The 14,993-nt window shown below is 67.1% G+C and carries 10 protein-coding genes and 1 pseudogene; 7 read left to right on the forward strand and 4 right to left on the reverse strand.

Annotation, left to right across the window (positions count from 1 at the left end):
• Position 1: 1 nt before the first annotated feature.
• Genes KX816_15585 through KX816_15595 form a run of 3 tightly spaced genes read right to left on the reverse strand, consistent with a single transcriptional unit; the run spans position 2 to position 2,438 of the window.
• A complete protein-coding gene (locus KX816_15585; GenBank protein ID QXQ05635.1) occupies positions 2-508 on the reverse strand; it encodes a hypothetical protein in 507 nt (168 codons plus the stop codon).
• Positions 505-2,013, reverse strand: coding sequence for a Fe-S cluster assembly protein SufB (sufB, locus tag KX816_15590; protein QXQ05636.1), 1,509 nt, complete (start codon positions 2,011-2,013; stop codon positions 505-507). Before sufB ends, KX816_15585 begins: the two co-directional genes overlap by 4 nt.
• Entirely contained in the window at positions 2,010-2,438 is a 429-nt protein-coding gene (locus tag KX816_15595) for an SUF system Fe-S cluster assembly regulator (protein ID QXQ08613.1), read from the reverse strand. Before KX816_15595 ends, sufB begins: the two co-directional genes overlap by 4 nt.
• A 166-nt stretch (positions 2,439-2,604) precedes the next feature.
• Between KX816_15595 and KX816_15600 the strand changes: the two genes are divergently transcribed.
• Both KX816_15600 and KX816_15605 read left to right on the forward strand, forming a co-directional pair.
• Complete coding sequence (locus KX816_15600; protein QXQ05637.1) at positions 2,605-4,014, forward strand: M20/M25/M40 family metallo-hydrolase; 1,410 nt, start codon at positions 2,605-2,607, stop codon at positions 4,012-4,014.
• Between the two features lie 73 nt (positions 4,015-4,087).
• On the forward strand, positions 4,088-5,587 hold the full coding sequence (locus tag KX816_15605) for a hypothetical protein (GenBank protein QXQ08614.1): 1,500 nt from the start codon (positions 4,088-4,090) through the stop codon (positions 5,585-5,587).
• 185 nt (positions 5,588-5,772) lie between these two features.
• On the opposite strand, the gene KX816_15610 is transcribed toward KX816_15605, so the two are convergent.
• Entirely contained in the window at positions 5,773-7,026 is a 1,254-nt protein-coding gene (locus tag KX816_15610; GenBank protein ID QXQ05638.1) for an acetyl-CoA C-acetyltransferase, read from the reverse strand.
• 278 nt (positions 7,027-7,304) lie between these two features.
• On the opposite strand from KX816_15610, the gene KX816_15615 reads away from it, so the two are divergent.
• The 5 genes and pseudogenes from KX816_15615 to KX816_15635 all read left to right on the forward strand — a co-directional run bounded on the left by KX816_15615 (position 7,305) and on the right by KX816_15635 (position 14,954).
• Positions 7,305-8,447, forward strand: a complete 1,143-nt coding sequence (locus KX816_15615; protein QXQ05639.1) for an efflux RND transporter periplasmic adaptor subunit — start codon at positions 7,305-7,307, stop codon at positions 8,445-8,447.
• A 3-nt stretch (positions 8,448-8,450) separates the two neighbouring features.
• Positions 8,451-11,291, forward strand: coding sequence for an efflux RND transporter permease subunit (locus KX816_15620; GenBank protein ID QXQ05640.1), 2,841 nt, complete (start codon positions 8,451-8,453; stop codon positions 11,289-11,291).
• 65 nt (positions 11,292-11,356) lie between these two features.
• A complete protein-coding gene (locus KX816_15625) occupies positions 11,357-12,904 on the forward strand; it encodes a DDE-type integrase/transposase/recombinase (GenBank protein ID QXQ05641.1) in 1,548 nt (515 codons plus the stop codon).
• A 146-nt stretch (positions 12,905-13,050) separates the two neighbouring features.
• Positions 13,051-13,443: pseudogene (locus tag KX816_15630) on the forward strand (efflux RND transporter permease subunit).
• Complete coding sequence (locus KX816_15635) at positions 13,440-14,954, forward strand: efflux transporter outer membrane subunit (protein ID QXQ05642.1); 1,515 nt, start codon at positions 13,440-13,442, stop codon at positions 14,952-14,954. Before KX816_15630 ends, KX816_15635 begins: the two are co-directional and overlap by 4 nt.
• Positions 14,955-14,993: the final 39 nt, after the last annotated feature.

Here is a 14,993-nt window from a genome sequence, read left to right on the forward strand (position 1 = left end):
GTTATTTGCTCGCATGGTTGCCAACGTATGATTTCATTATCTGCGCTTGCGCAATCAGTCCGTCAGCAAAAACTTTGCGGCCGTAAGTATCGCCCTGCGGTTCGTAGGCGAAAGCGCCAAAACAGTTGACAAGACCAGCGACAATATAGGCTGTCGCAGAAAATTCGGCTGGGCTGCCACCGATACGGATGCTTACGAGATAGTGTTTCGGACTAACCCTGAACGGCTCGCTCGGAAATTGCGCGAGGCGCTCATTCATCATACCAACGTCAGCCGTTCGGTCCTCGGCGTTTTCGCCAGTCAAGCCGACCGCAGGCGGGTAAACTTCGCCTTCGAGATATGCGTCTTGGCCATCGACCTCGGCGAGTATTCCGTCGCCGACAATCTCCCCGTCCCGCGCGACAGGAAATCGCTTCAGCTTAACGGGATAGCCATGCTGAGCGAGGCATTTCTGCATCGCGGGAGCAGCCGGCCATTGTTCGCTCGCGACGTAAAAGTCGACGCTCACCCGACGCTCCCCTCCAGCGAAATCCCGAGCAACTTCTGCGCCTCGACCGCGAACTCCATCGGCAGCTGCTTCAGCACCTCGCGGCAGAAACCGTTGACGATCAGCGCGACGGCTTCCTCGGCGTCCAGCCCGCGCGACTGGGCGTAGAACATCTGGTCGTCGCTGATCTTGGAGGTGGTGGCCTCGTGCTCGATCTGCGCGCTCGGGTTGCGGACCTCGATATAGGGCACCGTGTGGGCACCGCTCAGCGAACCGAGCAACAGCGAGTCGCACTGGGTGAAGTTGCGGACGCCCTCGGCCGACGCCGCAACGCGGACCAGCCCGCGATAGGTGTTGTTCGAGTGGCCGGCGCTGATGCCCTTGCTGACGATCGTGCTCCGGGTGTTCTTGCCGAGGTGGATCATCTTGGTGCCGGTGTCGGCCTGCTGGCGGTTGTTGGTGACCGCGACCGAATAGAACTCGCCGATCGAGCCGTCGCCGGACAGCACGCACGACGGGTACTTCCAGGTGATCGCGCTGCCGGTCTCGACCTGGGTCCAGCTCACCTTCGACCGCTTGCCGAGGCAGTTGGCGCGCTTGGTGACGAAATTGTAGATGCCGCCGACGCCGTTGGCATCGCCCGGGTACCAGTTCTGCACGGTCGAATATTTGATCTCGGCATCATCGAGCGCGATCAGCTCGACGACCGCGGCGTGGAGCTGGTTCTCGTCGCGCATCGGGGCGGTGCAGCCCTCGAGGTAGCTGACGTGGCTGCCCTTGTCGGCCACAATGAGCGTGCGCTCGAACTGCCCGGTGTTCTGGGCATTGATGCGGAAATACGTCGACAGCTCCATCGGGCAGCGGACGCCTTCCGGGATGTAGACGAACGTACCGTCCGAGAAGACCGCCGAGTTGAGGCAGGCGAAGTAATTGTCGCGCTGCGGCACGACCGAGCCGAGCCACTTGCGCACGAGGTCCGGGTATTCCTTCACCGCCTCGCTGATCGAGCGGAAGATGACCCCGGCGCGCTCCAGTTCGGCGCGGAAGGTCGTGGCAACCGAGACGCTGTCGAACACCGCATCGACCGCCACCCGGCGCGAGCCCTCGACACCCGCGAGCATCTTCTGCTCCTCGATCGGGATGCCGAGCTTTTCGTAGGTACGGCGGATCTCGGGGTCGAGCTCGTCCAGCGACGCCAATGTGGGCTTGGCCTTGGGCGCGGCGTAGAAATACATGTCCTGATAGTCGATCGGCGCGATGTCGAGCTTGGCCCAGTCCGGGGTCTCCATCGTCAGCCACAGGCGATACGCCTTCAGGCGCCAATCGAGCAGCCACTGCGGCTCCGATTTCTTGGCGCTGATGTAGCGGACGGTGTCCTCCGACAGGCCCTTGGGCGCCATGTCGGATTCGATGTCGGAGACGAAGCCCCATTTGTAGGTCGCGAGATCGTCGACCGCGGCGATTGCCGCGGCGTCGCGGACGGGCCCATCTTCGTGAACAGATTCGAGAAGGAGGTCGTCACTCATGCCAAAACTCCGGCCTTGATGCGCGCGGGCTGCAGCAGGTCGGCAAGCGACACCGCCAGCAGAGCGTCCCGTACGGCGCGATTGATCGGGCCCCAGTGGCCGCGGACGGCGCAGCTGCCCTCGAGCGCGCAGGACGAGACTTCGCCGTCCTGGCAATTGGTCAGCGCGATCGGACCGTCGACCGCCTCGACGATGGCCGCGACGCTGATTTCCCCGGGGGCGCGGGCAAGATGAAAACCGCCGGCGACGCCGCGGGTCGAGACCAGCAGGCCCTGCTTGGCGAGGGTGCCCATCAGCTTGGCGACGGTCGGCGCCGGGATGCCGGTGTGCGCGGCGACGGCGGCGGCGGACAGCCGGGGGTCGTCGCACTTCGCCGCGGCGGTCATCACCACCACGGCATAGTCGGCAAGGTTGCTGAGGCGGATCACGGCGTTCCTTGTGGAGCGGCTTTGGGAAAGCGGAGCGATTTGGTCCGGCTTACATGGCGACGCGACGGCGCGGGGTCAAGCGGTTGCGAGGGCTTGTTATCCGCGAGCGCGTGCCGCTAACTCCGCGCCGAGAGCACCGCCGGGTGCCAACAAGGGGATTGCCGTGCGCTTTGCCAAGTGTTTCCTGATTGCCGGTCTCGCCGCGACGGCGCTGACCCCCGCCTCCGGCCAGGCGCTGCGGCCCGACCAGGCGAAGTTCCGGGCGCTGTACCAGGAGCTTGTCGAGACCAACACGACGCTGTCGGTCGGGTCGTGCACGCAGGCGGCGGAGCAGATCGCGACGCGGTTGAAGGCGGCAGGCTACCCGGATGCCGACCTGACCCTGTTCAGCGTGCCCGAACATCCGAAGGAAGGCGGGCTGGTCGCGGTGCTGCCGGGCACCGACCCCAAGGCCAAGGCGATCCTGCTGCTCGCGCACCTCGATGTCGTCGAGGCGAAGCGCGAGGACTGGACCCGCGATCCGTTCAAGCTGATCGAGGAGAACGGCTATTTCTATGCGCGCGGCGCGTCCGACGACAAGGCGATGGCGGCGATCTATGCGGACACGCTGATCCGCATGAAGGGCGAGAAGCGCGCCCGGCGGACGGTCAAGCTGGCGCTGACCTGCGGCGAGGAGACCAACGGCGCGTTCAACGGTGCCGAGTATCTGGCGGCCAACAAGCGCGACCTGATCGACGCGCAGTTCGCGCTGAACGAGGGCGGCGGCGGCAGCGTCTCGCCCGACGGCAAGCCGGTCGCGCTGGCGCTCCAGGTCAGCGAGAAGATCTCGCAGAACTACACGCTGGAGGCGACCAACCCCGGCGGCCACTCGTCGCGGCCGCGCCCCGACAACGCGATCTACCAGATCGCCAACGCGGTGACGAAGATCCAGGGCTACACCTTCCCGGTGACCCTCGACGCCACCACGACGGCATTCCTGACGCGCAGCCAGGCGGTCCAGCCGGCATCGGTCGCCGCCGCGATGAAGGCGCTGGTCGCCAACCCCAGGGACGCAGCCGCGGCGGCGCTGCTGTCGAAGGACCCGCTGCTCAACTCGACGCTGCGCACGACCTGCGTCGTCACGCTGATCGGCGGCGGCCATGCCGAGAATGCACTGCCGCAGCGCGCCACCGCCAACGTCAACTGTCGCATCTTCCCGACCGAGACCGTCGAGGCGACCCAGGCCAAGCTGACCGAGATCATCGGCGACAAGGGCGTCAGCATCGTCATGAAGACCCGCCGCGGCCCGCCGTCGAAGCCGACCCCGCTCGACCCCGCCGTACTCGGGCCCGCCGAGGCGGTCGCGAAGTCGATGTACCCCGGGCTGCCGATCATCCCGTTGATGTCGACCGGCGCGAGCGATTCGATCTTCCTCGCCGCCGCCGGCATCCCGTCCTACGGCGTCCCCGGCATTCTGTACGAGGCCGACTGGGGCGGCATCCACGGCCTCAACGAGCACATCCGGGTGAAGTCGGTCTATGACGGCCGCGACTTCCTCTACACGCTGATCCGCCGCTACGCAGAGTCGAAATAGGGAGGCGGCGCGGTCGCCAGCGGGGTGTAGAAGGGGGCGTCAGCGAAAGGACGACGCCGTGAACGCACCCTACATGGACCCCCGCGAGGAGTCGGCGGAGCGCCGCTGGTCGCGCTTCAAGCCGATCACCACCGGCGACGAGTATATCGCCTCGTTGCGCGGTCGCGACGTCAAGGTCCACCTGTTCGGCGGTATCGTCGAGGAGCCGGTCGACCACCCGATCATCCGCCCGTCGATCAATGCGCTCGCCCGCACCTATGACCTCGCGGTCGAGGACCCGGAACTGGCAACGGCGTGGTCGGAGCTGATCGGGGCGCGGGTCAACCGCTTCCTCCACATCGTCGGTTCGCCCGTCGACCTGGTCATGAAGAACCGCATGCAGCGCCGCCTCGGGCAGCTGACCGGGACCTGCTTCCAGCGCTGCGCCGGGCTGGACACGATCAGCGTGCTGCACTCGATCACCTACGACATCGATGCCGCGCACGGCACGTCGTACCACCAGCGCTACCTCGAGTTCATGCGCCACGCGCAGCGCAACAACATCATCATCGGCGCCGGCATGACCGACCCCAAGGGCGACCGCTCGAAGCGCCCGAGCGAGCAGTCCGACCCCGACCTGTTCATGCACGTGACGCGGCGCACCGAGCGCGGACTCTACGTCACCGGCGCCAAGGCGCACATGACCGGCGGGCTGAACTCGCACTGGATCTGCGTCATGCCGACGATGAACCTCGGCCCCGCCGACAAGGACTATGCGGTCGTCGGCATGGTGCCCGGCGACGCGGCGGGCATGACCTACATCTACGGCCGCCAGTCCTGCGACACCCGCGCCATGGAGCCCGGCGACATCGACAAGGGCAACGCGAAATTCGGCGGGCAGGAGACGCTCGTGGTCTTCGACAACGTCTTCATCCCGTGGGAGCACGTGCTGATGGACGGCGAATACGAGTTCGCCCAGAACATGGTGGCGCGCTTCACCAGCTATCACCGTGCCTCCTACGTCTGCAAAACCGGGCTCGGCGACGTCATGGTCGGGGCGGCGGCAGCGATCGCCGAATACAACGGCGCGGACCAAGCGAGCCACGTCAAGGACAAGCTCGTCGAGATGACCCACCTCAACGAGACGATCTACTCGTCCGCCATCGCCTCCAGCCACGAGGCCAAGCAGCTCGATTCGGGCATCTTCATGAACGACGCGATGCTGGCCAACGTCTGCAAGCACAACGTCACCCGCTTCCCTTACGAGATCAGCCGGCTGGCGCAGGACCTCGCCGGCGGCCTGATGGTAACCCTCCCCTCCGAAGCCGATTTCGAGGACGAGGTCACCGGGCCGATCCTGCGCAAGTACCTGCAGGGCCGTTCGAACGTCCCCGTCGAGCACCGCCAGCGCATGCTGAGGCTGATCGAGAACATGACGCTGGGGCGCAACGCGGTCGGGTATCTGACCGAGTCGATGCACGGGGCGGGCTCACCGCAGGCGCAGCGCATCCAGATTTTGCGCGGCATGGAGGTCGAGCGGAAGAAGGGCTACGCGGCGGACCTGGCGGGGATCGTCGAGGAGGTTGAGGGGTAGGTCGCGATACGACCGGGCGAAGGCGTTTCTACCCTCCCCCCTTGAGGGGGAGGGACAGGTCGCGTCTTCGCGACCAGGGAGAGGGAGGGGAGCCGCTCACTCGGAATGAGCGGCCCCCTCCCCTCTCCCTGGCTGCAAGGGCAGCCGTCCCTCCCCCTCAAGGGGGGAGGGTAGAAGGTGCAAGCCTACACTCGCTCGATGATGATCGCCGGGGCCATGCCCCCCGCCGCGCACATGGTGATTAACCCGTACCGCCCGCCCGACCGCTCCAGCTCGTCGAGCGCGGTGCCGATCAGGATCGAGCCCGTCGCACCTATCGGGTGGCCGAGCGCCATCGCGCCGCCGTTGATGTTGACCTTGGCGCGGTCGAGGTCGAGGTCGCGGATGAACTTCTCGGCGACGACGGCGAACGCCTCGTTGATCTCCCAGACGTCGATGTCGTCCTTGGTCAGCCCGGCCTTCGCCAACACCTTCTTCGCCGCCGGGACCGGCGCATTGAGCATCAGCGTCGGGCAGTCGCCGTAATTGGCGTAGGCGACGATCCGCGCGCGGGGCTTGAGGCCGTGGGCGTCGGCATAGGCCTTCGAGGTGATCAGCAGAGCCGCCGCACCGTCGACGACGCCGCTTGAGTTGCCGGCATGGTGGACGCCCTTGAACTCGAGGCCCGGATAGGCGCGGGTGATCTGGTCGCGGAAGGTCGGGCCACCCTCATCGAGCGCCACGTCGGCGACCACATCGAAGCTCGCTTTCAATCCGGCCAAGCCCTCGGCGGTGGTCTGCGGGCGCGGGAACTCCTCGCGGTCGAGGGCGACGCTGCCGTCCTCGTTCATCACCGGCACGACCGACTTCGCGAAACGCCCTTCCTTGATCGCGACATCGGCGCGCTGCTGGCTGACCAGTGCGAGCGCGTCGACCGCCTCGCGCGAGATGCCTTCCCGGGCGGCGATGGCGTCGCCACAGACGCCCTGGTGCGACTGGGGGTGGATGGCGTCGAGCGCCTTGTTGCCTGACCCCATGCCCATCGGCTTGATGCCCGCTGCATGCTCCTCGGCGCCGACGCTGGTGGTGTAGCTCATCATCTCGGTGCCGCCGGCGATGACGACGTCCTCCATGCCCGACATGACGCTGGCGGCGGCGAGGTTCACCGAGGTGATGCCGCCGCCACAGAAGCGGTCGAGCGTCGTGCCACTGGCGCGCGTGTCATAGCCCGCCGCGAGTGCCGCCATGCGCCCGAGGTCGCCGCCCTGCTTGCCCTTCTGGGTCGAGGTCGACCAGATGATGTCGTCGACGTCGGCGGTGTCGAGGTGATTGCGCTCCTTGAGCGCCTTCAGGACCGTGGCCGCGAGGTGCTGCGGGTGCAGGTGCGACAAAGCGCCCTTGCCCGGCTTGCCGACGCCACGCGGCGTGCGGACGGCGTCGATGATGTAGGCGTCGGTCATATGGTCACTCCCAAGGCGTCGTTTTCGCCAGCCTAGCCCCAGCCCGCGATCAAAGCACTGCCCTTCTTCGCGGGCTCTACGGTGCCAAGCCGTGCGCGACCCGGGGGCGTCCGCGCGGGGGACGTGTGGCGGCCCGGTCGTACGAGCGGCACAGGAACAGTTCATGGGCCTGGTTGTTCAAGATTAACCTCCGCACCGATATACAAGACCAGATGCTGCCCAGCCCCGCTGCGAATATTGTTGTGCGTCCCCTCGGCCCCATCGGGGCCGTTGCTTTTATGCTGCTGCTCGCGGCCTGCGGCGCCAAGGACGACAAGAAGGGACCGCCCCCGACCCCCGAGGCCGGGGTCGTGACGCTCCACACCGAGACCGTGCCGCTGTTCATCGAACTGCCGGGGCGCACCGCGGCCTACGAGACCTCGGAAGTCCGTCCGCAGGTGTCGGGGCTGATTACCGCGCGGCTGTTCACCGAGGGGGCGCTGGTGAAGAAAGGCCAGACGCTCTACCGGATCGACCCGAGCCTGTACCGCGCTGCCGCAGCGCAGGCGCAGGCGAACCTCGCCAGCGCCCAGGCGGCGCAGGTGTCGGCGCAGGCGAAGGCCGACCGCTACAAGCCGCTCGCGCAGATCGAGGCGGTCAGCAAGCAGGACTTCAGCGACGCCACCGCGAGCGCCGGGCAGGCGGTCGCGGCGGTCGCCCAGAACCGCGCGGCGGTCCAGACCAGCGCGATCAACCTGCGCTTCACCCGCCTGCCCGCGCCGATCAGCGGCCGCATCGGGCGCTCGCTGGCGACGACCGGCGCGCTGGTGACCTCCGGGCAGGCGGACGCACTGACGACGATCCAGCGGCTCGACCCGATCTTCGTCGATATCCAGCAGTCGAGCGCCGACCTGCTGGCGCTGCGTCGCGCGCTGTCGAGTGGTGGGGCAACCCCTTCGTCGGCCACGGTGCGCCTGCAGCTCGAGGACGGCAGCGACTACGGCTTGACCGGCCGGGTCCAGTTCTCCGAGCCGATGGTCGACCAGACCACCGGCACGGTGACGCTGCGCGCGACCTTCCCGAACCCCAAGGGCCTGCTGCTGCCCGGCATGTACGTCCGCGCCCGGCTGTCGCAGGCGACCGCGCCCGATGCGATCCTCGCGCCGCAGACCGGCGTCGCGCGCGATCCGCGCGGGTCCGCCACCGCGCTCGTCGTCGGGCCGGGCAACAAGGCGGTGCTCCGCAACATCACCGCGGACCGCACGGTCGGCAACGCGTGGCTGGTGACCTCGGGCCTCAAGGCCGGGGACCGGCTGATCGTCGAGGGGCTCGGCCAGATCAAGGCCGGCCAGGTGGTCAAGCCGGTGCCGGCGGGGTCGAAGCCGCAGCCCAAGCCCAAGGATGGTGGCAAATCCAGCGGCGACGCGGCCTCGAATAGCTAGGCGGTGCTGTCGAAAATCTTCATCGACCGGCCGATCTTCGCGTGGGTCATCGCTATCGTCATCATGCTGGCGGGCATCGGTGGTATCGTCGCGCTGCCGGTCGCGCAATATCCCGATATCGCGCCCCCCTCGGTCAACATCCGCGCCACCTATCCGGGAGCGTCGGCGGAGACGCTTGAATCCAGCGTCACCTCGGTCATCGAGCAACAGCTGACCGGCATCGACGGGCTGATCTATTTCTCCGCGACCTCGAACGCTGCCGGGCAGGTCACCGTCACCGTGACCTTCGACAAGGGCACCAACCCCGACATCGCGCAGGTTCAGGTCCAGAACAAGGTCCAGCAGGCGCTGTCCCGGCTGCCCCAGCAGGTGCAGGCGCAGGGCCTGATCGTCACCAAGTCGAACCCCGACTTCCTGATGGTCGTCGCGGTCTATGACGAGAGCGATCGCAAGACGAGCGGCGACGTCGCCGACTATCTGGTGTCGTCGCTGCAGGACACCATCGGACGCATCAAGGGCGTCGGCGATTTCAACGTCTTTGGCGCGCAATACGCGATGCGAATCTGGCTCGACCCGTTCAAGCTGGCGAGCTTCCAGCTGATGCCGAGCGATATCACCGCGGCGATCCAAGCCCAGAATACCCAGGTCGCAGCGGGCCAGATCGGCGGCCAGCCGGGTCCCGACACGCAGATGCTGAACGCGACGGTGACGGCGCGGTCGCGGCTGACGACCCCCGCCCAGTTCCGCGAGATCATCGTCAAGACCCAGGCGGACGGCTCGAAAGTCCTGCTCCGCGACGTCGCCCGGGTCGAGCTCGGTAGCGAAAGCTACACCCAGACCGGACGGCTCAACGGCCATCCAGCATCGGGTATCGCGATCCAGCTCGCGCCGGGGGCGGACGCGCTGAAGACCTCGGAACTGGTCCGCGCCGAGATCGTGCAGGCCGCCAAGTCGTTCCCGGACGGCTTCAAATACGCCTTCCCGCTCGACACCACCGCCTTCATCAAGCTGTCGGTGGAGGAGGTCGTCAAGACATTGGCCGAGGCGATCGTGCTGGTCGTCATCGTCATGTTCGTCTTCCTGCAGAGCTGGCGCGCGACGCTGATCCCGGCGATCGCTGTGCCGGTCGTGCTGCTCGGCACCTTCGGCGTGCTGGCGCTGTTCGGGTTCTCGATCAACGTGCTGACCCTGTTCGGGCTGGTCCTGTCGATCGGGCTGCTCGTCGACGATGCGATCGTCGTCGTCGAGAACGTCGAGCGCGTCATGGAGGAAAATCCTGAGATCAGCCCGCACGACGCGACCGTGCAGTCGATGGACGAGATCCAGACCGCGCTGATTGGCATCGCCATGGTGCTGTCGGCGGTGTTCCTGCCGATGGCGTTCTTCGGCGGCTCGGTCGGCGTCATCTACCGCCAGTTCTCGATCACCATCGTGTCGTCGATGATCCTGTCGGTGATCGTCGCGCTGGTGCTGTCCCCCGCCCTCGCCGCGACCCTGCTCAAGCGCCCCGACCACGACAAGAAGCCCGGCGTCGTCGGCCGCCTCGGCAAGCGCTTCAACGACTGGTTCAACCGCACCGCCGACCGCTACGTCGAGGCGGTCAAGACGATCATCGCACGCAAGTTCATCGCCATCGTCGGCTATGCCATCGTCGTCGCCGCGCTGCTCATCCTGTTCGTCCGCCTGCCGACCAGCTTCCTGCCCGACGAGGACCAGGGCATCGCGCAGATCCAGTACACCCTGCCCGCCGGTGCCACCCAGGCGCGCACCATCGCGGCGGTCGAGACCATCGAGAATTACTTCCTGAAGCAGGAGCACAATACCGACTCGATGCTGGCGATCGTCGGCGCGAGCCAGCAGGGCACCGGCCAGAACACCGGCCGCGGCTTCGTCGCCTTCAAGCCGTGGGAAGACCGCAAGGGTGCCGATAACGCCGCCGTCGCGATCACCAAGCGCGCCACCGCGCAGCTGTCGGGCGAGCTTCGCGACGTCAAGTTCTTCGCCCTCAACCCGCCGCCGGTGCGCGGCCTCGGACAGTCGAGCGGCTTCACGCTCGAACTGCTCAACACCGGCGGGCTGAGCCGCGCCGAGTTCAAGGCGGCGCGCGACAAGCTGCTGGCCAGTGCGCAGGGCGACCCGATCCTCGCCAAGGTCCGCCAGAACTCGCTGGAGGACGTGCCGACGCTGCAGGTGGTCGTCGACCAGGCGAAGGTCGGCGCGCTCGGCATCACGCAATCGGATGTCGACTCGACGATCAGCGGCGCGTGGGGCGGTGTCTACGTCAACGACTTCGTCGACCGTGGCCGGGTCAAGCGGGTCTACGTCCAGGGCGACGCGCCCTATCGCAGCCGGCCGGAGGACCTTTCGAACTGGTTCGTCCGCACCGCCACCGGCACGATGGCGCCGTTCTCGGCCTTCGCGAAGACCGTCTGGCAGCAGGCGCCGACCACCCTCGCACGCTTCAACGGCCAGTCGGCGTACGAAATCCAGGGCGACGCCGCCCCGGGCCAAAGCTCGGGCGAGGCGATGCAGAAGATGACCGACCTCGCCAAGGACCTGAAGGGCACGTCGGTCGCGTGGAGCGGCCTGTCTTATCAGGAACGCCTGTCGGGCGGGCAGACGCCGATCCTGTACTCGCTGTCGCTGCTGGTGATCTTCCTGTGCCTCGCGGCCTTGTACGAGAGCTGGTCGATCCCGTTGTCGGTGCTGTTGGTGATTCCACTCGGGCTGGTCGGCGCGGCGCTGGCAGTGACGCTGCGCGGCCTCACGAACGACGTGTATTTCCAGGTCGGGCTGCTGACCACGATGGGCCTGTCCGCAAAGAACGCGCATTGCCTCGCCTGATTTGCTCCCGCGGCGGGGGTCGTTGCCTCATTTAAAATGCTCTCGAGATTGTTCGGGAGCGAGCTATGAGGACGGTGAGCATGGCAACGCGTACGGAGCTGGTCGCTGCGATCAGCGAACGGTACCGATCGGCTGATCGAGCAAGCAAGGGCCGGGTGCTGGACGAGTTCGTTGCGGTGACGGGATTTCACCGCAAGCATGCGATGCGGCTGATGCGGGCGGGCCCCGCGGTCACGACGGCGAACGTCCGCATCGAGCGTCGGATCTACGACGAGGCGGCCCGGACCGCGCTTATCGTGCTCTGGGAGGCGGCGGATCGGCTGTGCGGCAAGCGATTGCGACCGCTCATTCCGATCCTGCTGGAGGCGATGGAGCGCCATGGCCATCTGGACTTGGCGCCGGCGGTGAGGTCGCAGCTGACGAAGATGAGCGCGGCAACGATCGATCGCGTGCTTCGCGCCGCAAAGGCCGGTAATCGCAAACCGCGGCGACGTGGTGTCGCGGGAACGGCGCTCCGGCAAAGCGTACCGATCAGGACGTTTGACGACTGGGACAATCCGGCACCGGGGTATGTCGAAGCCGATCTCGTATCGCACAGCGGTCCGGTCGCGAAGGGAAGCTTTGCGTGGACGTTCACGTTGACTGACATCGCGACCGGCTGGACTGAGTGCGCGCCGCTACTGGTTCGCGAGCAGACGGTGCTCGTCGCGGTGCTTAGCGAGGTGCGCAGGCTGATGCCGTTCCCGCTGCTGGGGTTCGACACTGACAACGATAGCGTCTTCATCAACGAGACGGTGCGCGATTACTGCGCTGCCTCCGACATCGCGTTCACGCGCTGCCGACCCTATCGCAAGAACGACCAGGCATGGGTGGAGCAAAAGAACGGATCAGTCGTGCGCCGCCTGGCTGGCTATCGTCGCTTCGAGGGGCTGGAGGCGACCGTTGCGCTGGCTGAGCTGTACGCGGCGTCGCGCCTGTTCGTGAACTTCTTCCAGCCCTCGTTCAAGCTGGCCGAGAAGCACCGCGACGGTGCGCGGGTTCGCAAGCGCTATCATGCACCAGCGACGCCCTATCAGCGGTTGCTCGACGATCCGCGGGTATCTGATAAGACCCGGACACGCGTGCGTGCGATCTTTGCCGACCTCGATCCCGTCCGCTTGCTGCGCGATATCAGGGCGGCCCAACAGCGGCTGGTCGCCCTTGCCGACATGGTCAGCCCAGTACCGGTGAGCGAGCAGCCCGCGGCCCCACCATTGGACGCGTTCCTCTCCAGCTTGCAAACGATATGGCAGGGCGGTGAAGCGCGACCGACTGCATCCAATAAACCGGTCATCAAGCGCGGTCGTCGCCGTCCCGATCCGCTGATCGAGGTGAGCGAGCAGTTGAAGCGCTGGTTCGAGGACGAGCCGTGGCGCACCGGCAGGGAGCTGCTGGAAAAACTTCAGGTCGAGCGGCCCGACAACTATCCCGATGGCCTGATCCGTACCGTCCAGCGCCGCCTTAAGGTCTGGCGGTCCGAATACGCTCACGCACTGGTGTTCACTCATTCCGGGCTGGCGGCGGAATCTCCTACGGATACGGCGATGCCGGTGTCGGTGCTAGTCGAAGGTTGATGGGACGCTGCTCCGCTTCGCCTACGGCTCCGCTCCACAGCGTCCCATCAACCGGGAATCGACCTCGCCTGGTGATCGGCGTAGGGGAACACTCTGGTGAGGCAACGGCATCACCGCTCGGGAACATCTTCTCGTGAGGCAACACGAACGCCATCCTGATCGTCGAGTTCGCCGAGCAGGCGGAGCGTGGCGGCAAGTCGCCCTATGATGCCGCGATGGAAGCAGCGCGGCTGCGCTTGCGGCCGATCATCATGACCAGTCTCGCCTTCATTTTCGGCGTCATCCCGCTGGCGATCTCGACCGGGGCCGGAGCGCAGAGCCGCATCGCCATTGGTACCGCAGTGATCGGCGGCATGTTGACCGCGACCATATTGGCGATCTTCTACGTGCCGCTCGCCTTCGTCCTTGTGCGCGGCCTGTTCGGCGGCAAGGGCACGAAGAAGGACGGCGAGGCGGACGATGCGAAGCCCGACCTGTTGGCGCTGCCCGCTCCCGAAGAGCCGCCGCTGCTGCCGCCACCCGGAGCGCAGCCGGCATGAGGAAGTTCGTCCTGCTCGCCGGGCTGGCTGCGCTGACCGCGTGCAGCCTCGACCCGCACTACGTCCGCCCGACGCCGCCGGTGCCGGCAGGCTGGCCGCGGGGCGACAGCTATCTGCGGGCCAGCGAGGCGACGCTGCCGGCGGTCAGCTACCGCGATATCTTCCGCGACCCCAAGCTCCAGACGATCATCGAGCAGGCGCTCGCCAACAACGAGGACCTGCAGGTCGCGCTCGGTAACGTGCAGGCGGCGCGGGGCCAGTACCGCGTCCAGCGCGCCCAGCTGTTCCCGCAAGTCGGGGCCAACGCCGGACTGACCACAGGTCGGCGCAGCACGACCAGCGGCGTCACCGGCACCGGAACCGGGACGGGTACGGGCACTGGAATCGGGACCGGCGTGACGACTGGCACGAACGGCGCCAGCGGGCGTTTCTCGACCAGCTACGACGCCAACATCGGCGTCAGCGCCTTCGAGATCGACCTGTTCGGGCGTGTCCGCAGCCTGAGCCGCGCCGCGCTGCAGGAGTATCTGGCGACCGAGGCCGGCGTCCGCGCTACCCGCCTGACCTTGGTCGGCGAAATCGCGACTGCCTATCTGACGCTCGCCACCGACCGCAGCCTGCTCGGCATCGCGCTCGACACCGAGAAGAGCGCGCAGATCACCTACGACCTGACCAGCGCGCGGCTGCGCGGCGGCGTCGCACCGCGCACCGACGTCCGCCAGGCCGAGACCATTCTCGCGCAGGCGCGCTCCGACTACGCCGCGCAAACGACCTTGGTCGCGCAGGACCGCAATGCGCTCGAGCTGCTGGTCGGGGCTCCGGTCGCCGACGCGCTGCTGCCGGCTTCGATCGAGAGCGTCGACACGCTGCTCGCCGAGCTGCCGGCGGGGCTCGACTCGCGCATCCTGCTGCGCCGGCCCGATGTCGTGCAGGCCGAGTACACGCTGCGGGCGACCAACGCCCGGATCGGCGCGGCGCGCGCGAACTTCTTCCCGACGATCAGCCTGACGGCGCTCGCGGGACTGGCCAGCACCGCGCTGTCGTCGCTGTTCACCGGCGGGGCGTTCGTGTGGTCGGTGGCGCCTAGCGTGTCGCTGCCGATCTTCGATGGCGGCGCCAACCGCGGCAACCTCCTCTACGCCCAGGCGCAGCGCGACATCGCGGTGGCGCAGTACAAGAAGGCGATTCAGACGGCGTTCCGCGAGGTCTCCGACGCGCTGGCCCGGCGCGGTACCATCGACGCACAGACGGCCGCGCAGGTCGAGCTGGAGCAGGCCGCTGCCGACACCAACGTCCTCGCGACGGCGCGTTACCGCGAGGGCATCGACCCGTTCCTCAACACCCTCGACACCCAGCGGACCCTGTACACCGCCCGCCGCGCGCTCGCGCAGACCCGGCTGATCCGGGCCGAGAATCTGGCGACATTGTACCAGGTGCTCGGCGGCGACATGCTCATCGCCGACCCGCCGCCGACGACCGCAGCACCGCTCGCGGAGCCGTCGCCTCGTTAGGCTGTTCCGTTTTTGTTCTTGGATCAGTCTCGATATCCG

It is taken from the genome of Sphingosinicellaceae bacterium, from assembly GCA_019285715.1.
Classification (GTDB): domain Bacteria; phylum Pseudomonadota; class Alphaproteobacteria; order Sphingomonadales; family Sphingomonadaceae; genus Glacieibacterium.